This is a genomic window from Spirosoma pollinicola (assembly GCF_002831565.1).
Lineage (GTDB): Bacteria > Bacteroidota > Bacteroidia > Cytophagales > Spirosomataceae > Spirosoma > Spirosoma pollinicola.
This window is the reverse complement of the sequence record NZ_CP025096.1, coordinates 3,043,492-3,066,491: the sequence shown is the minus strand read 5'-3', so window position 1 is coordinate 3,066,491 and position 23,000 is coordinate 3,043,492. Positions and strand designations below refer to the sequence as shown.

General features: G+C 49.8%; 13 protein-coding genes. 12 read left to right on the top strand and 1 reads right to left on the bottom strand.

All coding sequences use genetic code 11. The annotated features are described in order from the left end of the window. Nucleotides 1–239: 239 nt before the first annotated feature. The 10 genes from CWM47_RS12830 to CWM47_RS12785 all read left to right on the top strand — a co-directional run bounded on the left by CWM47_RS12830 (nucleotide 240) and on the right by CWM47_RS12785 (nucleotide 14,900). A complete protein-coding gene (locus CWM47_RS12830; RefSeq protein WP_100988359.1) occupies nucleotides 240–1,676 on the top strand; it encodes a DUF1501 domain-containing protein in 1,437 nt (478 codons plus the stop codon). Between the two features lie 98 nt (nucleotides 1,677–1,774). After that, nucleotides 1,775–4,096, top strand: coding sequence for a PSD1 and planctomycete cytochrome C domain-containing protein (locus CWM47_RS12825; protein ID WP_100988358.1), 2,322 nt, complete (start codon nucleotides 1,775–1,777; stop codon nucleotides 4,094–4,096). 109 nt (nucleotides 4,097–4,205) lie between these two features. Then, nucleotides 4,206–5,657 carry a DUF1501 domain-containing protein gene (locus CWM47_RS12820; protein ID WP_100988357.1) on the top strand — a complete coding sequence of 484 codons (1,452 nt, stop codon included), beginning with the start codon at nucleotides 4,206–4,208 and terminating at the stop codon, nucleotides 5,655–5,657. Between the two features lie 121 nt (nucleotides 5,658–5,778). Beyond that, the gene (locus CWM47_RS12815; RefSeq protein WP_100988356.1) at nucleotides 5,779–7,965 is read left to right on the top strand and encodes a c-type cytochrome domain-containing protein; all 2,187 of its coding nucleotides are present in this window, start codon (nucleotides 5,779–5,781) and stop codon (nucleotides 7,963–7,965) included. A gap of 266 nt (nucleotides 7,966–8,231) precedes the next feature. Next, the gene (locus CWM47_RS12810; RefSeq protein ID WP_240625885.1) at nucleotides 8,232–11,012 is read left to right on the top strand and encodes a DUF7133 domain-containing protein; all 2,781 of its coding nucleotides are present in this window, start codon (nucleotides 8,232–8,234) and stop codon (nucleotides 11,010–11,012) included. A 55-nt stretch (nucleotides 11,013–11,067) separates the two neighbouring features. After that, nucleotides 11,068–12,105, top strand: a complete 1,038-nt coding sequence (locus CWM47_RS12805) for a sugar phosphate isomerase/epimerase family protein (RefSeq protein ID WP_100988354.1) — start codon at nucleotides 11,068–11,070, stop codon at nucleotides 12,103–12,105. A 104-nt stretch (nucleotides 12,106–12,209) separates the two neighbouring features. After that, nucleotides 12,210–12,914, top strand: coding sequence for a hypothetical protein (locus CWM47_RS12800; RefSeq protein WP_100988353.1), 705 nt, complete (start codon nucleotides 12,210–12,212; stop codon nucleotides 12,912–12,914). A gap of 35 nt (nucleotides 12,915–12,949) precedes the next feature. Further along, a complete protein-coding gene (locus CWM47_RS12795; protein WP_100988352.1) occupies nucleotides 12,950–13,804 on the top strand; it encodes a formylglycine-generating enzyme family protein in 855 nt (284 codons plus the stop codon). A gap of 19 nt (nucleotides 13,805–13,823) precedes the next feature. Continuing rightward, nucleotides 13,824–14,534 carry a 3-keto-disaccharide hydrolase gene (locus tag CWM47_RS12790; protein WP_100988351.1) on the top strand — a complete coding sequence of 237 codons (711 nt, stop codon included), beginning with the start codon at nucleotides 13,824–13,826 and terminating at the stop codon, nucleotides 14,532–14,534. A 75-nt stretch (nucleotides 14,535–14,609) separates the two neighbouring features. Continuing rightward, nucleotides 14,610–14,900 (top strand): Dabb family protein, encoded by a 291-nt coding sequence (locus CWM47_RS12785; RefSeq protein ID WP_100988350.1) that lies wholly within the window; start codon nucleotides 14,610–14,612, stop codon nucleotides 14,898–14,900. Between the two features lie 31 nt (nucleotides 14,901–14,931). On the opposite strand, the gene CWM47_RS12780 is transcribed toward CWM47_RS12785, so the two are convergent. Beyond that, nucleotides 14,932–15,669 (bottom strand): NUDIX hydrolase, encoded by a 738-nt coding sequence (locus CWM47_RS12780; RefSeq protein WP_100988349.1) that lies wholly within the window; start codon nucleotides 15,667–15,669, stop codon nucleotides 14,932–14,934. Between the two features lie 229 nt (nucleotides 15,670–15,898). On the opposite strand from CWM47_RS12780, the gene CWM47_RS12775 reads away from it, so the two are divergent. Together CWM47_RS12775 and CWM47_RS12770 are read left to right on the top strand one after the other, a co-directional pair. Next, nucleotides 15,899–19,513, top strand: a complete 3,615-nt coding sequence (locus CWM47_RS12775) for an alpha-L-rhamnosidase (protein WP_100988348.1) — start codon at nucleotides 15,899–15,901, stop codon at nucleotides 19,511–19,513. Between the two features lie 277 nt (nucleotides 19,514–19,790). After that, on the top strand, nucleotides 19,791–22,823 hold the full coding sequence (locus CWM47_RS12770; protein ID WP_240625884.1) for an ATP-binding protein: 3,033 nt from the start codon (nucleotides 19,791–19,793) through the stop codon (nucleotides 22,821–22,823). Nucleotides 22,824–23,000: the final 177 nt, after the last annotated feature.

The window sequence follows — 23,000 nt, the reverse complement described above, 5'->3', positions numbered from 1 at the left end:
AGAACGCTGATTGGTATAAGTACTATGATTTTCACTGCTTTTCCCAGGAAGAACCAAGTGGTTTGTTGAATTCAATCTTGACAAATCGTAGTAATCATAAAAATCAGCGTTCTATTGCCGTTTAAAGCAGTGATGGTGTATTTTTTTTAAGTAAGAAGTAGTAAATAAACGCTTATAACTATCTGATGCACAACTACTGAGCGCGGAGATCGTATACGTGCTTTAGAACTGACAGCGAAATGAAAAATAACTGGAATAGACGGGAGTTTCTGCAACGAACAAGTGCGGCTACAATGGCGGCTTTTGCGGCTGGTGCGCCCATGTCGAGTCTGTTGTCGGGGTGTAGCCGGACTCCAAAACCGGGCGAAACCAGCGGCACCGCCGATACCGTGATTCTATTGTGGATGGCGGGCGGTATGGCCCACACCGAAACCTTCGACCCCAAACGCTACACTTCTTTTGAGAAAGGCATGGAAGGCAATCGGGTGTTGAGCACGTTTAAGCCTATCCCTACGGTGCTTGATGGTATCAACTTTTCCGATGGACTGCAATCTATTGGCAAGGTTATGGATAAGGGAACCCTGATTCGCTCGTATGTAGCCGCAGACATGGGGCATATTCTGCATTCGCGCCATCAGTATCACTGGCACACCAGCTACGAACCCCCTCAAACCGTGGCTGCTCCCCATCTGGGCTCCTGGATTGCAAAGGAACTGGGCCCGAAGAACCCCGTAATTCCTGCCTTTATCGATATTGGCCAGCGGTTTACGGTGGGCGAGGCCGAAGAGCTAAAAGCATTTCACACCGCTGGTTTTTTGGGAAATGAGTTTGGTCCGTTCTTTATTCCCGATCCTAGTCAGGGACTGGAGAGCGTTCGCCCGCCGGTGGGTATGGATGCCAAACGGTTTGAGCGACGGAATCAGTTATACAACGACCTGATCAGCAATGGACCGATGGGCGAGTATGGCAGCGATTATCAGAAAGAGTCGCTCAAACGGTCGATGGAACAGGCCTATATGCTGCTCAACTCGCCCGAAGCTAAAGCGTTCGACCTGAGCAAAGAGCCCAAAGCCAGCTACGATATTTATAACACAGGCAAGTTTGGTCTGGGCTGCTTGCTGGCCCGCCGACTTACCGAACAGGGTGCCCGGTTCATAAGCGTCACGACGGAATATGAGCCGTTTAAGGGCTGGGATACGCATGAAAACGGCCATACACGTCTGGAAGATATGAAAAAACAGATCGACGGCCCTGTGGCGCAACTTATTAAAGACCTGGATAAGAGCGGACGTCTGGATCGTACGATGATCATACTGGCTAGTGAATTCAGCCGCGACATGATGGTCGAAGGTCGGCCGGGTGCGAAGGTGCAGGAGCAGGTGCAACAGCCTGAGATTCTGTCCGATCTGAAATTTTATGGTATGCACCGACACTTTACCGATGGCTGTTCCATTCTCATGTTCGGCGGAGGTATAAAAAAAGGGTTTGTCTATGGCAAAACTGCCGACGAACGACCCTGCAAAACCATCGAGAATCCGGTGCATATAGAAGGCATTCACCAAACGGTTTATCATGCGCTGGGCATTCCGCCAGAAACGCATTATGAAGTGGAGAAACGCCCGTTTTATTCAACACCCGATGGGCTGGGTAAACCCGTTCTGGACTTGCTGATTTGATGTGTGACGATAGCACGAACGAAGACGTTCGCGCTATCAAACGCGCTATTAGTGTCTCTATGTCAAACAACAGCAGAGCTTTAAACCAACCTTGACGTATGGGTAAGCTTCCTTACTATTTGCTGGCTGTAATTGCTGGTTTTGTGTGGTACATACAGTCCTGTACGACCAACCGGGTTGCCGATCATACGGGGCCGGAGGGTGTCCCGGATTTGGTCAGTTATAACTTCGATATTCGGCCAATCCTTTCGGATAAATGCCTGGCCTGTCATGGACCCGATGCCAACAAACGCGAAGCCGGGCTGCGACTCGACATGGCCGAAAGCGCCTACAAAGCGCTGGCAGAGCACCCAACTGCCCACGCGCTGGTGCCCGGTAAACCCGAATTGTCGGAAGTGTTTTTGCGGATTAGCTCGCCCGACACATCGGTCATGATGCCTCCGCCCGCATCGAATCTAAAACTCTCCGCCCGCGAAATAAAGCTGATCGAGAAGTGGATCAAGCAGGGCGCTACCTACGAAAAACACTGGGCCTTTGTGGCTCCGAAAAAGCCCGCTCTCCCAACGATAGAACAGACCGACTGGCCGAAAAATGAGATTGACTATTTCATTCTTCAAAAACAGGAACAAAAGGGACTTTCGCCTAACGATGAAGCCGATAAAGAGCGTCTGCTAAAGCGGTTGAGTCTGGACCTGAACGGACTGCCGCCGAGTCTGCAACTGATGGATGGCTTTCTGGCTGACAAGAGCCCGAACGCCTACGAAAAGGTTGTCGATCAACTGCTGAAAAGTCCGGCCTATGGCGAAAAAATGGCCTTGCATTGGCTCGATCTGGCCCGCTATGCCGATTCGCACGGGTATCAGGACGATGGCTACCGCACGCAATGGCCCTGGCGCGATTGGGTCATTCATGCCTTCAACAAGAATATGCATTACAGCGATTTCGTGAGCTGGCAGCTAGCGGGCGACCTGATGCCGGAGTCAACGAAAGAACAGTTGCTGGCTACGGGTTTCAATCGGAATCATAAAATAACTGAAGAAGGTGGCACCATTCAGGAGGAATACAGAACCATGTACGTAACCGACCGAAATGATCTGTTCGGAAAAGGTTTGCTGGGTGTGACGCTCGAATGTGCGCACTGCCACGACCATAAATACGACCCATTTTCGCACAAAGAATATTACCAGTTGTTCGCGTTTTTCAATAACGTGAAGGAGGTGGGTATGGAGTCGGTTATCGGCGGGCCGGATACCTATGCCAAGAAACCCCTGATGGAAATTAGCGATGAGGACGTGAAGGGTATTTTGTCGTTCGTCAACAAGCGCGATACCAATCGCCTGATTGTATCGGTTATGGGTGATCTGGACACGACCCGAAAAACGTTTGTACTAAAACGGGGTGTGTATGATGCCCCCGGCGAGGAAGTGCAGCCCGGAACGCCCAAAGCAATTCTGCCCTTCGATTCCAGCTATCCCAAGAATCGCCTGGGACTCGCAAAGTGGCTGTTCGATAAAAAGAACCCCCTCACGGCACGGGTATATGTGAACCAGTTGTGGCAGGAGTTTTTTGGGAAAGGGATTGTGAAAACAGCCGGCGATTTCGGGATGCAGGGCGATCTGCCGTCGCACCCGGCTCTGCTCGACTGGCTCGCGGTCGATTTCATGGAGCATAACTGGGACATCAAACGGCTCGTGAAACAGATGGTAACTTCGGCTACGTACCGGCAATCGGCGGTCATTACGCCCGAGAAACTAGCCGCCGACCCGGATAATATATTGCTGGCACGAGGGCCACGCTACCGTATTGACGCCGAATTTGTGAAAGACCTGGTGTTAAGCAGCAGCGGGCTACTGAACCCAACCATTGGCGGGCCAAGCGTAAAACCGTATCAGCCTGCGGGTTTGTGGGAGGGAGCGACATCGGGGCGCGGGTTGCTGTCGGCATACAATCAGGATCATGGGTCAAGCCTGTACCGGCGGGGTATGTACACGCTCATCAAACGCACCGTCCCTCCGCCTTCGATGGCGATTTTTGATGCCAGTAACCGCGATCTGTGCGAGGTGAAACGGCTTAAAACCAACACCCCCTTGCAGGCATTGGTTATGATGAACGACCCAACCGTGCTGGAAGCGTCGCGGGTATTGGCGGCCCGGCTGTTGCAGGAAAACAGTGGCGTAAACGATAAGATCAGTAAAGCTTTTCGGATGATCGTGAGCCGGAAACCCAGCGAAAAAGAGACGGAGCTATTGACGGCCTATTACGACAAAGAGTTGAAAAAACTCACGCCAATGAGCGTCACCAGATCATTGGCTGTAGGCGAATGCCCAATCCCGGCAAGAGTCGACAAGACGAAATTGGCAGCGCTAATGAGGGTCGTGACGACCATTTATAATCTGGAAGAAACCATCACAAAGTCCTGAGAAACCCCTAAATCCCGCAACGGCGGCCCGGCCTAAAGGGGACTTTAGTTGAGAACAGTCAAGCTCAAGTCTCCTTTAGGAGATTTAGGGATTAAATTAACCGAGACTCATGGAAAAAGAAATTCTCGAACACGGTCTGAATTTTAACCGACGTCGCTTCCTCTCCCGACTGAGTTTGGGCTTGGGTAGTGCGGCTCTGGGCTCTTTGCTAATCCCTGATCTGTTCAGTGGGAGCGGAGCCGAAGACGGCTTGACGCCCGGTATTCCGCATTTTGCGCCCAAAGCCAAACGGGTTATCTACCTGTTTCAGAACGGCGCACCGTCGCAGCAGGAACTGTTCGACTACAAACCCAAATTGCGGGAGATGATGGGGCAGGAGATACCGCCTTCCGTTCGGGGAACGCAGCGGCTTACGGGCATGACTGCCAACCAGAAAGAGTTTCCGCTGGTAGGTTCGTTTGTCGACTTTAAGCAATATGGTCAATCGCGGGCGTGGGTGAGCGATTTATTTCCATATACGGCCAAAATCGTGGACGACCTCTGCATCGTCAAATCCATGTTTACCGAGGCCATTAACCACGACCCGGCACTTACCTTTTTGCAAACGGGTTCACAGCAGGGCAACCGGCCAAGCATGGGTTCGTGGCTGAGTTATGGACTGGGAAACGAAAACAAAAACCTGCCGAACTTCACCGTGTTGCTATCTCGCGGAATTGGCAACGGGCAGGGCGTTTACTCCAAACTTTGGTCGAACGGATTTCTGGATTCCATTCACCAGGGTGTTCAGTTCAGCAAGGGCGAGGACCCCGTTTTGTACCTGCGCGACCCCGACGGTATGGACCGGCAGGATCGACGCGATATGCTCGACAATCTGGCACAACTCAACGATTTATCGTATCAGGAGTTTGGTGATCCAGAAATAAGTGCCAAAGTGAAGCAATATGAAATGGCCTACCGGATGCAGACTGCTGTGCCCGAGGTAATGGACTTGTCGAAAGAGCCGGACGATATAATTAAGCTCTATGGTCCCGATTGTCTGGTTCCGGGCACCTTTGCCGCCAACTGTTTGCTGGCCCGTAAACTATCGGAAAATGGCGTGCGGTTTGTGCAGTTGTACCATCAGGGGTGGGACCAGCACGGCAACCTCCCATTCGAGATAGCGAAGCAAGCGAAGGACGTCGATCAGGCATCGGCTGCGCTGGTAACCGACCTCAAGCAACGGGGCTTACTGGACGAAACACTGGTCATCTGGGGCGGTGAGTTTGGCCGTACCAGCTACACGCAGGGCAAGCTGACAAAAGATAACTACGGTCGCGATCATCACCCGCGCTGCTTTACTGTCTGGATGGCGGGCGGTGGTATCAAACCCGGCATCGTGTATGGCGAAACAGATGAGATGGGATACAACATCGTGCAAAATCCGGTGCACGTGCATGACTTTCAGGCCACTATCCTGAATCAGATGGGGCTGAACCACGAGAAGCTAATCTTCAAACATTTAGGCCGTCGGTATCGATTGACCGATGTGTCGGGGAAAGTTGTCCATGATATTCTTGTGTGATTTGACTGTACCAAACAGCTTCTAGCTGTTTGCGTCGAGGAACAAGTTGGCGAGTAATTAGCCGCTCTCAAACAGCTAGAAGCTGTTTGGTACAACTAATGCATAATCTGGTGATTTGAAAATGAATAAAAAGCTAATCGGTTTTGCGGAGCAGGCGTTATTTGCGTCGAGTATCTTTATTGTATTCCTGCTGCTCTTCAACAACAGGTTTGCGGTGCCTCTTTGGCTGCAACCAATGGGGCGTATGCACCCGTTGGTGCTTCATTTTCCTATTGTCATTCTGTTGCTGGCTATGGTCATGGAAGCGTTTCGCTTTCGGACAACCAGCGCGTCGAACCCCGCCCTGGCGGAGTTTTATCGCGACTTTCTGCGCAATCTGCTTCTTCTTGGCGCGTTGTCGGCGGGGGTTACGGTTATCATGGGCCTGTTTCTGGCTAAAGAAGATGGGTATAGCGGTCAGGTGTTGCAGTGGCACAAATGGTCGGGAGTCGCTATCTTTTTTGCGGCTTCGCTGATCTACTGGGGTAGGAGCAAGGCCTGGTACACCCCCCGAATGGCTCAGGCTGGTGCAGTCGTGACGGTGCTGTTCCTGATTGGTGCGGGTCATTATGGGGCCAGTTTAACCCACGGCGATAATTTCCTGTTCGAGCCGATAAGCAGCCGATTCAAACCGGCTCCCGTAGCACTCGACAAAGCCCTTGTGTATGACGATGTGATTCATCCCATTTTTGAACAAAAGTGCATCAGTTGCCACAATCCCGATAAACTGAAGGGGCAGTTGAGTCTGGCTACCATCGAGGGAATGCTGAAGGGCGGTAAAACAGGTAAATTATTCGTTGCCGGTAAGCCCGACATAAGCTTACTACTGGAACGGATTCATTTGCCGGTCGACGAGAAAAAACACATGCCACCGTCGGGGGAAACCCAGCTTACCCCACAGGAAATAACCCTGCTGGCGCTATGGGTAAAAGGCCGTGCCGAACATAAAAAGAAACTGCTGGACCTGCCCCCAACCGACTCGCTGCGCCTGATGGCATCGGCCTTATTTAAACCCGTTGAGCCCGTTGATGAATATGATTTCGATGCGGCAGATGAAGAAACCGTCAAGGGGCTAAACAACGACTATCGGACGGTGGCTCCACTGGCAAAAGAGTCGCCTGCGTTGGCGGTTAATCTGTATAACAAGGCTACGTTTACACCCGATAAACTAACAGAATTAAGTTCTGTTAAAGAGCAGGTCGTTTACCTGAATCTCAACAAAATGCCTGTAAAAGATGCTGATTTAAAGCGGGTTAGCGAGTTCGAGAATCTACAGAAGTTAGACCTGAATTTTACGGACATAACCGGCGCCGGTTTATCGGTGCTGTCGGCCTTAAAACAACTGCAAACCCTCTCGCTGACGGGTACAAACGTCACGTTTGATGCCCTGCAAAAACAGCTTGGCAACTTCAAAAAGCTCAAAACGATTTCTGTCTGGAACACAAAACTGACGCCTTCGCAGGTAGCGCAGTTGCAAAAGGCCTACAAGAGCATTCAGTTCATTGCCGGGTTCGATGGAGCCGACAGTGAGCCCATCAAGCTCAATCCGCCACAGGTGAAGAATAGCTCTACCATTTTCACTCAGGCTATACCGCTCCAGCTTAAGCACCCCATCAAAGGTGTTGAAATTCGTTACACAACCGATGGGACAGAACCCGATAGCCTCCATTCACAGGTTTTTGCCAACCAAACGACCCTCACGCAACCCACGCTCATAAAAGCAAAAGCCTATAAGTCGGGTTGGTATGGCAGCAACGTGGCTTCTTTCGATTTTTACAAAAGCACTTACAAACCCGATAGCGTGAACTTGCTCTTGCCGCTCAATCCCGTTCATCAGGCCGACGGTGCGCACACGTTTTTTGATGGCAAACTCGGCACCTTCAACGCCAACAGTCCCGCCTGGGCTAACAACTGGGGCGGATTCCGGAAAAATAACATGGCACTGGTCTCGGAGTTTAACAAACCGATTACTGTGTCGTCTGTTGCTTTGCGTATCATGGTTGAGGAAGAAACGGGTATTTTCCCGCCGTCGGTGGTTGAGATCTGGGGCGGCAACAGTCGCGAACAGATGAAATTAATTGCGACGCTCAAGCCCGAGCAGCCCGTAAAAAAAGCAACTCCCATATTGAAGGCGGTCGTTTGCTCCTTTAAACCGCAAACCGTTTCGTTCCTCAAGATCGTTGCGAAACCAGTGGCCAAACTCCCGGAATGGCACGCTAACAAAGGCAATCAGGGCCTGTTGCTTGTCGATGAGGTGTTTATCAATTAGCCGTAACAGGCATCAGCTTTTTGTCGAGTTAAACGGTATATCTGTCGGTGTTTAGCCTTAAGTAGTCTATTGAGTTTGCACATTCACCAGAAAAAGTAGTGCTTTGTTATTATACAGCAAGCTATTCTTTCTAGAGTGAGTGTAGGACTCCAATCTACCAATTGACAAATTTCGCCCACAACCAGTAACCAGTACACAAACGTATTGCTGTTACGGAAACCGGTACTTAGTGGACAGTCATTTGCCGTATAATTTACCCTAAGATTATGCTGAAATCTTTCTCTACCATCGGTCTGACAGTTGCCCTTGTGGCAGTTGCTATGTCGTCTTTTATTGGATCTGACCCAATTCTTCAAATTCGACTGCAACAAAATTCCGTTGTGGCTGATACCCTGCCCAAACCAACGTTACCCGAAGGCGCTAATCCCGACGATCCGGATTGGAAAGGGATTGATCTAGAGGCCAAAGCGCCTGTGCAGCCCCTGTCGCCGGCAGACGAAGCCAAGCTGTTTCTGTTGCCACCGGGCTACAAAATCGAACCCGTATTGACGGAACCAGCCATTCAACAACCGGCAGCTATTTCCTTCGATGGTAACGGACGTATGTATGTGCTGGAACTACGGACGTATATGCTCACCGCCGATTCTAAAGACGAGCTACAGCCAACGAGCCGGATTTCGCGCTGGGAAGACAAAAACAACGATGGTATCTACGAATCTGGAACGGCCTTTGTCGATAATCTGATTTTTCCCCGCTTTGTGTTGCCCTACGGTAAAGATGCCATCCTGACGATGGAATCCGATGCCGACAATGTCTACAAATACACCGATACCAACGGCGATGGGAAGGCCGATAAAAAAGAGTTGTTTACCAATAAGTATGGTCGATCCGGGAACGTCGAACACCAGCAGGCTTTCCTGTATTGGGGTATGGATAACTGGCTCTATAGTACGGTCAATGCCTTCCGGGTTCGGGAAACGCCCAACGGAGTTATCCGCGAAAAAACGGGCTTTAATCGGGCTCAGTGGGGTATTACGCATGACGATAACGGGAAGTTGTGGTTTCAGGGTGGCGCCAGTGGTGTACCTTCATATTTCCAGTTTCCTATCCAGTACGGTAATTTTGAGGTACCCAATGAGTTAGCCAAAGGCTTCGATGTGCCCTGGGGTGCGCCCGTAAAACTGGCCGACATGCAGGGCGGTATGGACGAAGTTCGCCAGCCCGATGGCTCATTGAATCATGTAACGGGTTCGGCAGGTAACGACGTTTACCGTGGTGACCGCCTGCCCGCCGAGCTAAAGGGCCAATACTTCTACGGCGAGCCCGTTGCCCGAATTGTTCGCCAGATCAACCCCGTTGTTACGGAGGGATTAACGACGCTGCATAACGTTTACCAGGATCAGCAGTCGGAGTTTTTGCGCTCTACCGACCCGCTGTTCAGGCCCATTGATATGACTACCGCCCCCGATGGTACGCTATACATTACGGATATGTACCACGGCATCATTCAGGAGGGGCAGTGGACACAAAAAGGCACCTATCTGCGGACAAAAATCGAGCAGTACCAACTGGATAAAGTCGTTGGTCTGGGGCGCATCTGGCGTATCACGTACGATGGGAAGGAACGGGATAAAACCCGACCCAACATGTACACGGAAAAGACAGCCGATCTGGTGAAGAATCTGGCACATCCGAATGGTTGGTGGCGCGATATGGCCCAGCAGGTGCTGGTGCAGCGTAAGGATCTTTCGGTGGTACCTCAGTTGACGGCTATGGCGCTTACCAACAAGAATACGCTGGCCCGCACGCATGCGCTCTGGACGCTCGAAGGGCTGAGCGCACTTAAAACGAGCGTTGTGCAAAAAATGCTGACCGATCCTGAGCCGCGCTTACGTATCCAGGCACTTCGGGCCAGTGAAACCGTTTATAAAGCAGGGGATAAATCGTTGGAAGCTAACTACAAACATGCCTTAACCGACGCCAATACCGACGTGCTGATTCAGGCGATGCTCACAGCCAAGTTTCTGAAAATACCCGGTTTTGACGACGCTATAAAAACGGCGATGGCCAGCAACAAAGCCGCTGGGGTAAAACTGGTGGGCGATCAAATCCTTACGCCACCCAAACAGCGGAACATGGGGCCATTTGGCGCACCGGAACTAAGTGCCAATCAAAAAGCACAGGTCGAACGCGGAGCTTTGATCTACAACGAATTATGTTCGCAGTGTCACGGCAATAACGGTATGGGAACTCCTGCCGGAAACGGACGCTTACTGGCTCCGGCCCTGGCGGGCTCAGCTCATATGCAGTCGCACCCGGAGTATGCCATACGGGTTGTGTTGCATGGGCTGGAAGGGGCTATAGAGGGTAAAACCTACTCCGGCGGCATGATGGCGAGTATGAAAGAACAGTCCAACGAGTGGGTCGCCGATGTACTTTCATATATTCGGAATGGGTTATCGAACGATGCATCACTGGTTTCGGCGGAACAGGTGGCTACGGTTCGCAAAAAAACGGCGGACCAGCAGGGGTCTTATCAGTATGCTACGCTATCGAAGTTAACGCCTTACGAACTGCAACCCCAATCATTGACCGTTACAGCCAGTCATACGGCCTCTACCCGCATTGGGGGTAACGTGTCGCCCGCAACGGCCTTTACCTACGAAGGCTGGTCAACGGGTGGTCGTCAGGAAAAAGGCATGTGGTATGAAATCGAATTTCCCAAAGAGACAAGCGTGGCCGAATTGCATTTTACGGCTTCACAAACCATAAAGAAGGGCTGGAAACCACAACCCGGCCAACCGATGGGGTCGATGAAAATACCGTTTATTCATACATATCCGCGCGATTTCGTCATAGAGGCTTCCGATAATGGGAAGAGTTGGCACGAAATTCTGCCGGAAACAAGGGGTGTTGAGGGCGATAATGTCATTACGCTGAATGGCAGTAAAGCTAAATTCCTGCGTATGCGTCTGTTTGAGGGATTAGCCGATGACAGTGACGAAATCCCGTGGTCGATGCGGCAGTTGAAAGTGTTTGCACGATGAGTGGGGACGCTCAGTATATTCCTATAATCAAATCAATTTCCAAAGACCTTAAACCATGAAAAACCAACCAACACGCCGTCAGTTTTTGGGCGCTACGGCTGCTCTCGTATCAGGAGCGGTATTGGGGAGCAACAAGCTTTTTGGCGCACCAGCCATTCTTCGGAATATCATCAAGCCTAATTCGCTGATCAATGGTGTACAAATCGGTACCATCACCTACTCATTTCGGGATATGCCCGATCAGAGTGCCGAAGCTACCCTGCAATATGTGTTGGATTGTGGAATTAGCGCTATTGAACTGATGGGCGGGCCTGCCGAGTCGTTTGCCGGTGCCCCAAAAAACACGGTCGACATGCGGACGTTGTTCCCATTAATGCGGAAACGGCGCGAAAATCAGCCCTTAACCGAAGATGAAACAAAAACACTGGCCGACGCCGATGCGCAGATGAAAGCCTATAGGGAAGAAATGTCGAAATGGCGGATTTCGGCATCTATGGCCAAGTTTGAGAAGGTTCGCAAAATGTATAATCAGGCGGGTGTAACGATGTACGGTTTCAAACCCGACGCTTTCGGTATACAAAATACAGACGCCGATATTGACTATGGCATGCGGGCAGCTAAAGCGTTGGGAGCCAATCAGGTGACAGTGGAACACCCTGCTAATGACGCGCAAACGCTTAGACTGGGGCAGATGGCGGTGAAGCACGGCCTGCGTGTGGGATATCATGGACATGAGCAGCAAACGCCCACTTTCTGGGATACCGCGCTGGCCCAGTCACCGGGCAATGCCATGAATTTTGACCTGGGCCACTACATTGCCGCTGGCCAGCCCGACCCACTGGGGTTAATTCGGGAGAAACACACCCGCATTTCCAGCATGCACATTAAAGACCGTCAGGGACCGGCTCATGGTAAAGGAAACCTTCCCTGGGGCCAGGGCGACACGCCTTTACTGCCGGTTCTCCAGCTAATGCGTGACCAGAAATATACATTCCCGGCTTCCGTCGAATTGGAGTACCAGATACCCGCCGGGTCGACCTCGGTCGCTGAAGTGAAAAAATGCGTGGATTTCTGTCGGAATGCATTGAGCTAGAAGGCGAAAACCCTGCGACTTTAAAGCGGCTGCTTTACGCCTTTTTTGTTGGTGTAAAGCAGCCGCTTTAGTTCTGCTGGTATAAAATAAACTGGACTGCAAGGATGAATCGTTACTGTTTACTTCTGGTATGGCTGTCTGTTTTACAGGTCGTTAGCTACGGGCAGTGCGTCGTTTCGCTGGACAGTCAGAAGCGGGTCATCACGATTTGTCAGGCGTATAAAGAACCCACTGGATTGCTCATCAACCGAACAGACCGGCAGCAGGGACTTTCGCAAACGGTTTATCTGGGAAGTGAATACCTGACATACCCCGTTTGGCAGCCCGGCAGTCTGAAGGTCGTAGGCTCTGAAAAATTCATACCCTGCGGTATTGCCTATAATTTGCTGATCAATCAGATCATGTGTCAGTTCCCCGGCGACTCGGTTTCGCACGTGGTTTCGCCGGAGGCTTTCACGGTCAATGACATGCATTTCGTCAGCCGACTCAACAAGAATGGAGATCGTACGTATTACCGGGTGTTATATGCGGGCAAAACCCGCCTGCTGGCACAGTACAAATGCAGCCTACGGCAGATCAGCAACGAACCTTACACGCTGGAGCAGTCATTTGATGGTACCTACCTGCGACAAAAAAGCTTTTATATCCAATCAGACAACGAGTTTCTTCGGCCCGTTAAGTTATCCCGGAAATCACTACTAGACGTTTTGGATGCCCCGTTGACGAGACTCCCGAACTCGCTGCCCAAGAACAAACTGACTGTCAATGAGTTGGTTAGCGCTCTGACTTATTATGACGGATTCAGATAAGGATACCCGGAGTTGATTAAAATCTATCTATGCATATGAATAGAATTAGCCTTGTCTTAGCGGGTTTTTGTTTCGTAACGAGCCTATACGCGCAGGAACCCACCTATACCAATCAGCAGGGAATCGAATTTATCTTGATCAAACCCGGAAGCATGGTCGTGGGAAAATTCCAGCCGACGATCAATAGAAGTGCGGGCTTTGGCAGACCGCCCGCCCAGGCAACAACCAGTGCCGCCCCCAGACCATCACCGCTGCCTGAATCGGATTACAAACTGGCCGAAGAACTGGCTAAAAAAGACGCCATGCCCGGTTTTACCGTAACGATTTCGAAGCCCTATTATATCGGCAAGTTCGAACTTACGCAGGAGCAGTGGAAAAAAGTAATGGGCACTAACCCATCATATTTTCAGTCGGGTAAGGTGTCTGATAATGCCGATCTGCACCCGGTTGAGCGCGTAAGCTGGCCGGATGCGCAAGCCTTCATCAAGAAATTAAATGCACTGGATAAAAGGCACAAGTACCGCTTACCCACCGAATTTGAATGGGAATATGCAGCTCGTGCGGGTGCTCAGGACGATATTTCGTGGAGCGATATTCGAGCCAGTGCCGTTATTGCGGCCAAAACGACCAGCCCTGTAGGGACTAAAAAGCCCAATGCCTGGGGGCTTTATGATACGCTCGGCAATGTGTGGGAATGGGTACAGGATGTGTATAATGAAAAGATCTTTGCCGATGACCCGTCGACCCCGTCGCCAAAATCAGGAAAAGAGCACGTACTGAAAGGGGCACCTTTTTATGGCGATGTGAAGAATGCCACCTACATGACCCATGCCGCCGGACCGGGTAGCCAATACGATGTCGGGTTTCGTCTGGTCATGGAAGCTAACTAACTCATTAATAACATAAACCATGCGAGTCTCAAAACTGATCCTCCTACTGACGATGATACTGATGAGCCAGCTGGCCAACGGCCAGACAGGCAAAATTCCCGATGGGTTTAGGCCAATTTTCAACGGGAAAAACCTGAAAGGCTGGCACATTAGCCGAAGCACACATCAGGGTTCGACTCCCAATTTTTTTGTCGAAAATGGCGCTATCGTCGGTAAAGAGAAACCTTATGGACAGGGCGGGCTTTTACTGACCGATAAGAATTATAAATCCTTTGAGCTTTACCTGGAAGTCAAGCTGGACTCGTTCTGTAACAGCGGTATATTCCTGCGCTCCAACGAAGGCGGTGCCGCCTATCAGATCGAGCTTGTCTTGCCGGGCAACACCGGCGACCTGTTGGGCGAACGACTCAACCCCAGCAAAGGGGCTAAAGCCACGGATCGGGAAAAAGTATGGCGGGCCAGTGGTATAACAGACGGCTGGAACGCCTTCCGAATTCGGATGGCAGGTGACATTCCGCATCTAACGCTCTGGATCAATGGCGTGCAAATGTGGGATGTCGAGGAACCCAAAAATGACTTTATTGGTGAGGCTACAGAAGGTATGATCGGCTTGCAATGCCATTGGACGGCCGTGTATTCGGCGGCAGCGGGCAGCGGTATGCCCTTAACCAGCTGGCGACCGGATGCCGCTATTAAATTTCGGAATCTGGCCATTAAGGAGCTACCGTGATCTTTTTCATAAAACGCAAAACAATAAATCCGCCGATTATTACCTGAAAACGTCTTTCGAAAAGCCATTCGTTTTATGATTACACATACTGTTTTTTTTACGTTGAACCAGTCAAAAGACGCTGCTGAAGAGCAGGTATTCTTTGATGCCGCCCGGAAATTAGCCGACATTCCAGGTGTGCAAAACTTTACGTGCCTGAAGCAGATCAGTCCGAAGAACAACTTTGAGTTTGGCCTGTCGATGGAGTTTGATACGCAGGAACTGTATACAGCATATACTAACCACCCCGCCCATACCGAGTTCGTGCAGCAGCATTGGATACCAGGTGTGGCCGACTTTATGGAAATTGATTATCAGCCGCTGTGAGGTAATAGTCTATAAAAAGAAAACAGGCCGCTCATTGTAGTCCATCGGATTTGAAGCGATATAGGTAAGGCGATTTATGCGGTTTGCCGGTTTTCTTTTTGTCAATACGTTCCAGAATATCCAGACTGAGCATCTTACGCTGGAAGTTAGTAGATAAAAGCTTCTTGCCCAGAATGGTTTCGTACAGCGTATGTAACTCGGCCATGGTAAACAGGGTAGGCAACAGATTAAACCCAATCAGCATTTGGTCAAGGTTGGTCCGCAGGGTAGCCAGTGCTTTGTCGATAATGGTGCGATGATCCATGATTAGCGAAGGAAGATTTTCCAGCTCATACCAGACGAAACTACCCGTTGTTGGATCAAGAGTAAGCTTGGTTTTGGTGTAATCGACGAGGGCAAAATAACCAACCGATACAAAACGCTGTAGGCTCCAATGGTTTTCTGTTGGGGTGAATCCCTGGCCAATCAGGATTTTTTTTACCACCTCAGGGTCATTGCGGTCATACTTGCCGAAGACATGAAATTGTTGCAGGTATACATCACTCAAACCTGTTCGCATGGTCAGAATGCGCTTCGCGGCTTCATCTACATCTTCGGTTGACTGAATGTAGCCGCCGGGCAACGCATACAGCCCCGTATTGGTATGCTCAATGACCAACACTTTCAACTGGTTCTCATGAAAGCCAAAGATCACAGGATCAATGGCAATTCCTTTCAATAAGCCTTCCCCCTGGGGATTAATTTCTCTGGGGTCATTCTGACGAAGCATGCTACTCGAATTTTAAAGCGAAGCTATCCATTTACTACACACAAAAGCTACTTGCTGGTTCTCGTGTGAAAATGGTACAATAAAAAATTTGACAAATCATGTTCTTTTTTTATCATTGTATCAAAATGATATAATAACATTTCTCTACTTCTGTCTGCATAAAACTTCTCAATAAAATAGGGGAGGAAAATGCAGAACAAGCAGGAAAATGCTAGTCTAACCCCTTACTATGAAAATCGTTCCCCTACCGTTTCTGCTCCTGTTTCTGTGCTTGGGTACAGCCTTTGCCACGGTTTCCATTGATAATCTGGCGGTCGATTATCAGCGAAATCCGTTGGGGATTGATCAGATGAATCCGCATTTTTCGTGGCAAATGAAGGCGCTTGATGCTAAACGGGGCTATGCCCAAAATGCGTATCAACTTGTTGTGACGGATGCCAAAAATCAACTCGTCTGGGATTCGAAAAAAGTAGATTCAGACCTGTCGCATGGCATCGAGTATGCTGGTAGTGCACTGAAACCCACCACTCGCTACAGCTGGAAAGTGACGGTTTGGGATAAGATGGGCCAGATGGCAACCAATACGTCCTGGTTTGAAACCGGTTTGATGAATCCTGACATCTCCGCCTGGTCGGGGGCAAAATGGATTGGCGGTGGTGATGCCGATCTGGTTTTCTATCCCCACTATCTATCGGTTTATAAGTTCCAGTATGGTATTCAACTGGACAAGGCCACCAATTCGACCAAAGCCGCCTTTGTGATCGGGGCAAATGACCGGCGGCTGATGAACAAAGACCTGAATATACTGGGCATGCAAAACGGCCCGAATCAAAGTTATATCGCGTTTGAACTGGATATTTCGACGGTTGGTGATTCGCCGGGAGGACTCGCCAAACTCAATATCTACCGGGTAGGGTATGCCAAAACAGACAAAGCCGATGTGCCCTTCAAGAGCTTCACGATTCCGCAGAGCCTGATCAACAGCGGTAATAAATACGAGAAACATACCGTGCTGGCCGAGTGCAATTTCGGCCTGTTTGAGTTTTTTGTCGATGGGAAAGAAGACGCCAATAAACTCAGGGAAAAGACGGAGGGAACACCGTCGCGTTTTGCCGCTCGGGGCCTTAACCTCAATCCGGTTGGCAGTGGTAATAACTTCATCAGTTTTCCGATGGTAGCCCATATTGGCTTCAGGGTTCAGGGAAATCAGGTAGCTCATTTCTCGCAGGTTGAAATCCGGAATTTTCGGTATCCGTCCAATGCACTGTTCTCTGAAAATCTGAGTAATACGGCTTATACCGGTATTTTTAAATCAGAAAAGTTAACTGTTGCAAACGGCCAGTACACGATTAAAGGAGATGCGCTGATTACTGCTGATCCGAGTCGGAATGCGGCTCCCATGCTTAGAAACACGTTTACGACGCAGGCTAAACCCATTGCCAAAGCTCGCCTATACGTGACTGCACGGGGAATTTATGAATTGTATATGAACGGTAATCGTGTGAGCAACGACTATTTCAACCCCGGCCTTACGCAGTACAACAAGCACCATATGTACCAAACTTACGACATCACGAGCGCGGTGAAACAGGGCCAAAAAAATGCCCTTGGTGCCTGGTTGAGCGAAGGCTGGTGGAGTGGAAACATAACCTTTAGTGGCGATAGCTGGAACTACTTCGGCGACCGGCAATCGCTGCTGAGCAAACTGGTCGTTACCTACGCCGATGGAACAGAACAGGTTGTTACGTCAAATCCGGCCCAATGGAAGTTGTTTACCGATGGTCCCGTTCGCTACGGTTCATTCTTCCAGGGCGAAGTATATGATGCCACCAAAGATGCCCCGGTGAAAAACTGGTCAACTCCAAGCTATACTGATGCAGGTTGGAAGCCAGCCGTTGAGGTGCCTCTGGAAGGAACGGCTTATCAGGGAACATTCACCGATTTCCTGGGCCGAAAATCCTCCCTGGATTATAAAGAATTCAAACTCGTTGGGCAGATGGGCGATAACGCCAGTCTGGTTAAAACCATGCCCGCCCAAAAAGTAGACGAAGTTCGTCCGAAGGTATTTGTGTATGACATGGGGCAAAACATGGTGGGCTTCCCGCAGATTCTGGTTAAAAACGGCAAAAAAGGGCAAGTCATTACGATGCGCTATGCCGAGGTAAAATACCCGAATCTTTCCGAGTACAAAGACAATACGGGCATGGTGATGATGGAAAACATCCGGGCCGCCCTCACGCAGGACATGTACACGCTGAAAGGGGGAGACGAAATCATTCAACCCCGCTTCACGTTTCACGGTTACCGCTATCTGGAATTAACGGGCATTGATAAAGCCATTCCGGTGGCGGATGTAAAAGGCTTGGTTATCAGTTCTATAACAGCTCTTTCGTCGCAGTACGAAAGCTCCAACGCGCTGGTCAATAAACTCTGGCAGAACATTACGTGGTCGCTCCGGAGTAATTTTCTGTCCATTCCAACCGATACCCCAGCCCGGAACGAACGCATGGGCTGGAGCGGAGATATTTCGGTATTCTCGAAAAGCGCCACCTACCTCACCAACGCCGATTTATTCCTGCGCCGACACCTGCTGGCCATGCGGGATGTACAGGCAGAAAACGGTCGGTTTACTGATGTTGCGCCAATGGGTGGTGGTTTTGGGGGAACACTTTGGGGGAGTGCCGGTATTGTGGTTGCCTGGGAAACCTACCGGCAATATGGCGATGTAACGCTGCTGAAGGAGCATTATGAGGCCATGAAACGCTACACCGATTTTCTGGAAACAAAAATCGAAAAACAGACCGGCATCCTGAACGAAGGGCCACTGGGCGATTGGCTCAGCCCCGAAAACAACAAAAACGACAACACCTTATTCTGGATGGCCTATTACGCCTACGATCTGGGTATTATGGGTAAGGTGGCCACAATTCTGGGCAAGACCGATGACGCGGCTCAGTTCGTGAAACGGCAAAGCGAAATAAAAACGGTCTGGAACGATATTTATGTGGATAAAACCAGCCATAAAACAATTAAGTCGGGGGTAAAAGCGGCTTCGTTTGGTCCTCCGGGTCAGCAATCGCAGGACCAAAAAACAGACAAGGGGCAACTGATCGACACCCAGGCATCCTACGCAATTCCGCTGGCACTTGGCATTGTCAACGACGAAAATAAGCCATTTATCGTCGCGCATTTAAACGAAACCATCGAACGCAAAAACAAGGATGATGGCGGTGTTGAACGCCCCGCCTATTCGCTGATGACCGGCTTTATCGGAACAGCCTCCATCACCGATGCGCTGTCGGAAAATGGGAATTCGGCCAATGCGTACCGGCTGTTGCAGCAACAGGAGTACCCTTCGTGGCTATATTCGGTCGTAAATGGCGCAACCTCTATCTGGGAACGCCTGAACTCATACACAGTTGAGAATGGGTTCGGGGGTAATAACAGCATGAATTCCTTCAACCACTATTCGTTTGGGGCTGTTGCTGCCTGGATGTATACTAATTCATTGGGTATTCAACGGCACCCATCGGTAGCGGGTTTTAAAGAGATTGTTCTGAAACCAACGCCCGACCCGACCAAAAAAATGACGTATGCCAAAGGCTATTATGACTCGGTGTATGGACGCATCAGCAGTGAATGGGCATGGTCTGGCAACAGCTGGAATTATAAAACGACCCTGCCTCCCAATACCTCGGCCACTCTCTATCTGCCTGCCAAAAGCCTGAATCAGATCAGTGAAGGGGGTAAGCCCATTGCCCAACTGAAAGGCGTAAGCCAAGTTAATGGAGAGGTCAGTATTCCGCTAGGTTCGGGCACTTACTCGTTCACCATCAACAATTGATAGCAGCCGGAAAGTAAGGTTAATAAACAAAAGAGATGGTTTTGGGCTAAGATCCAAAACCATCTCTTGTTTGTGGCATAAGGACTGAAGACCTGTTTTTTTGCATTTGTCGATGCGTTTACCCCTATTTTTTATTTAAAGATATAGCTAATGCAACGTTTGCCGGTACTTTTGACTGTGCAGAATTATACTGTGTATGTGCTGTGGTATGGTCCAATGTTTGAACAGTATAATTACGAAATCAACGGATAAATTATCGGTCTTGTCCGTCTTGCAGATGCCATCAACGTCCATACCTACTCACTCAGATCGTGCCGCCTGGGCCCGACTTGTAGGTGGTCTCTTACTGATCTTATGTCTCACAACTGTCTATGCGCAGCATACACCTTCTGCGGTATCGCTGGTAGATATACCGAATGGTGGATTTTTGTTGCAGACAGGCTGGCGGTTCCAGCCCGGCGACAACCCCAACGGAGCGGTACCATTATTGGATGACAGCCGCTGGCGTAGCATTGATCCAACGTTAGATATTCGGAAACTGCCACAGCTTCAACAGGCTGGCATTGGCTGGCTTCGACTGCACCTGACAACAGGGCCAAGCTTGCCGCCTATCATGGTTACTGTGTTTCAGTCGATTGCTTCGGAGGTGTATGTAGATGGCCAGCTGTTGTATCGCTTCGGGACAATAAGCACCAATCCCGACAGTGTGCAGGCTTACAATCCCTGTGCAGGCTTCAATTTGCCGCTTAAGCCTTCGTCTCAACACTTAGTAGCCATTCGCTTTGCCTGTCAGGCAAATCTGCATTATGATAATAAATTTCTGCCATGGGATGCGGCCGCTCTTCAAATGCGACTCTTTTCACCCACAGCACTACTTACTCTCCACCCTATTTCCCTCCAAGCAAGCTACATGGATACGTTTCGGGTTGGGATTGCTTTCATTCTCTTCATCCTTCACCTGAGCCTGTTCTTCGCTTATCGCACACAGCGGGCAAACTTATATGCTGCGAGTATGTATCTGATGTTGCTTCTGGCTTTTTTAGCCAAAGCCAGCAACGGATTTGTTCATTCTATAAACGCCAGAATGGTTGTTTATTACGTATCGCTTCTGGATACCCTGGTATCCAGCGCAGTGATTTTTACGTTGTACAGTCTGTTTAATTTTCGTAAAGAATGGTTTTTCTGGTTGGCTTTTGCCAGCTCAGCGTTTCGATTTGTTCCTTTGTCGGCAAACTACCAGTGGCTCTACATTGCGGTCACGTACTATATAAATATCCAATTAGCCTGGCTGTTTTCTGTTGCCCCAAATCAGCGCAAACTGGTAGGGGCCGGTATCGTTCGGGTGGGCGTTCTGGTTAATCTGGCGATTTTGCCGGTGTTTTCGCTACTATCGGCCCTTAATTTCACGGCGGGAGAACATGAGTGGGTTTACCATATCCTGTATATGGTCGCTTTCCTGTGTATTCCGCTGACGCTGTCGCTTCGGCTGGCTTTGGAACACGGGTGGGTTAATCGGCAGCTAATGGCCCGCCTACAGGATGTTGAAACCCTATCAGCCCGGAATCTGGCCCAACAGCAGGAAAAGCAGCAGCTCCTGGCGGAGCAAAACGAACAGCTGGAACTACAGGTTGCCGACCGCACCCGGGAGCTTAACCAGAAAGCTGATCAGCTTCGGGAGATGGACGTCGTTAAATCCCGCTTTTTTAGCAATATCACCCACGAATTTCGTACGCCTTTGTCCCTTATCCTGTCGCCGGTGGAGAAACTGCTTCAGGAAAATCGATTCGACCGGCCAACGCTGACCCTTGTTCACCGAAATGCTGACCAACTCCTGCGGCTTATTAATCAACTTCTGGACTTGTCCAAGCTAGAGGGTAACTATATGAATGTAGCCCTTATGCAGGGTGAAGTGACTGGTTTTATTGATCATGTGGTGACTTTATTTCGTCGGCCGGCCGAGCAGAAAGGGGTAACCTTAACCTATACTGTTGATCAATTTCCTGATCAATCATACATATTCGATGCTGATAAATGGGAGAAGATTCTGACGAATTTAATAGCCAATGCACTCAAGTTTACTCCCTCGGGTGGCACTGTTACGTTGACACTCGCACCTGTTTGGGTAGGCGTAGAGATGAATGGCATACAAATTAAGCTGGCTGATTCGGGAATCGGTATTGCAGCCGACCAACTGCCGCATATTTTCGACCGGTTCTATCAGGTAGATAACTCAAGTACTCGCGCCTATGGAGGTACAGGTATTGGCCTGGCGCTGGTCAACGAGTTGGTCGGTCTTCTGGGTGGTACGATTACAGTTGAGAGCCAGTTGGGCGCGGGGACTACATTTTACCTTACCCTGCCTGTTAAAGTAATGTCGTCCACTACGAGTGACGTCCCCAAAATAAGCTGGTCTGTGCCGAAATCGAGTAGTGTTGATCATAGTATATCGTCTCTAGATGCTCGTATTAGTCAGCCGGCAATTCAGGAATATCTGGTTCCACGAGTTCTCATTGTAGAAGATAATGCCGAGTTGAGGGAATTTCTGGTGGCAGAACTGGCTGACGTTTATGACGTTATTCAGGCAGTGGATGGGCAAGCAGGCTGGGTGCTGATCCAAACCGAGCTTCCCGATATCGTACTGACCGATGTAATGATGCCGCAAATGGACGGGTATGAACTTACGCGGCTTATCAAGAATAATCCGGATACCAACCACATTGCGGTGGTGATGCTAACCGCTAAAACTGCCCAGCAGAGTCGCATCGATGGGCTTCGACAGGGGGCAGATGATTATCTAACCAAGCCCTTTAATATAAATGAACTGCATCTGCGTTTGCATAACCTGATTACCCGTCAGCAGAAATTAGGGGCCTATTTCCGGCAGCAATTTGCGTTGCCTACTGGAAGTCCGGTGTCTGGTCAGCCAGAAAGCCAACCTTCTGCCGCCGTAGTGGATTCGTTTGGTATGGATTCATTGGCCCCTGATTCTTTTTTACTTCGGATATATTCTCTGCTGGACCAGTATCTGGATGATCCCACGATTAGTGTCGATTGGTTGGCCGATCAACTGAATATGAATCGTAAAACGCTGTACCGAAAAGTGCAGAGCCTTATCCAACTGGCTCCTGCCGATCTGATCAGGCAGTATCGTTTGCGGAAAGCCGCCGAGTTTTTGCGGGCGGGATATAACGTGACCGAGACCGCTGATCTGGTTGGTTTCAACACCCCGTCTTATTTCACCACCGTCTTCAAAGAGTTTTATTTGCAGACACCCTCCGAATTTATCGCCAGCCACGAGAAAAGCGCCTGATTTGTTTTTTTACCTTATTTCTATGCCGGAATGTCCCCATTCTGATAGAAAATGTCCCGAGACTGATAGCGTATTGGTGCTCAGCGAGCGAAATTTGACCCATCGAAAAGGTTACTTTTCTATCCACACCATTTTAAAAACTACACCACGTCAATTGTAAACAGGCTACTCATTAGG

Excerpts from the sequence above, each read along its gene's own strand:
- CWM47_RS12830 (WP_100988359.1), top strand. The coding sequence starts at position 240 with ATGAAAAATAACTGGAATAGACGGGAGTTTCTGCAACGAACAAGTGCG.
- CWM47_RS12825 (WP_100988358.1), top strand. The coding sequence starts at position 1,775 with ATGGGTAAGCTTCCTTACTATTTGCTGGCTGTAATTGCTGGTTTTGTG.
- CWM47_RS12820 (WP_100988357.1), top strand. The coding sequence starts at position 4,206 with ATGGAAAAAGAAATTCTCGAACACGGTCTGAATTTTAACCGACGTCGC.
- CWM47_RS12815 (WP_100988356.1), top strand. The coding sequence starts at position 5,779 with ATGAATAAAAAGCTAATCGGTTTTGCGGAGCAGGCGTTATTTGCGTCG.
- CWM47_RS12810 (WP_240625885.1), top strand. The coding sequence starts at position 8,232 with ATGCTGAAATCTTTCTCTACCATCGGTCTGACAGTTGCCCTTGTGGCA.
- CWM47_RS12805 (WP_100988354.1), top strand. The coding sequence starts at position 11,068 with ATGAAAAACCAACCAACACGCCGTCAGTTTTTGGGCGCTACGGCTGCT.
- CWM47_RS12800 (WP_100988353.1), top strand. The coding sequence starts at position 12,210 with ATGAATCGTTACTGTTTACTTCTGGTATGGCTGTCTGTTTTACAGGTC.
- CWM47_RS12795 (WP_100988352.1), top strand. The coding sequence starts at position 12,950 with ATGAATAGAATTAGCCTTGTCTTAGCGGGTTTTTGTTTCGTAACGAGC.
- CWM47_RS12790 (WP_100988351.1), top strand. The coding sequence starts at position 13,824 with ATGCGAGTCTCAAAACTGATCCTCCTACTGACGATGATACTGATGAGC.
- CWM47_RS12785 (WP_100988350.1), top strand. The coding sequence starts at position 14,610 with ATGATTACACATACTGTTTTTTTTACGTTGAACCAGTCAAAAGACGCT.
- CWM47_RS12780 (WP_100988349.1), bottom strand. The coding sequence starts at position 15,669 with ATGCTTCGTCAGAATGACCCCAGAGAAATTAATCCCCAGGGGGAAGGC.
- CWM47_RS12775 (WP_100988348.1), top strand. The coding sequence starts at position 15,899 with ATGAAAATCGTTCCCCTACCGTTTCTGCTCCTGTTTCTGTGCTTGGGT.
- CWM47_RS12770 (WP_240625884.1), top strand. The coding sequence starts at position 19,791 with ATGCCATCAACGTCCATACCTACTCACTCAGATCGTGCCGCCTGGGCC.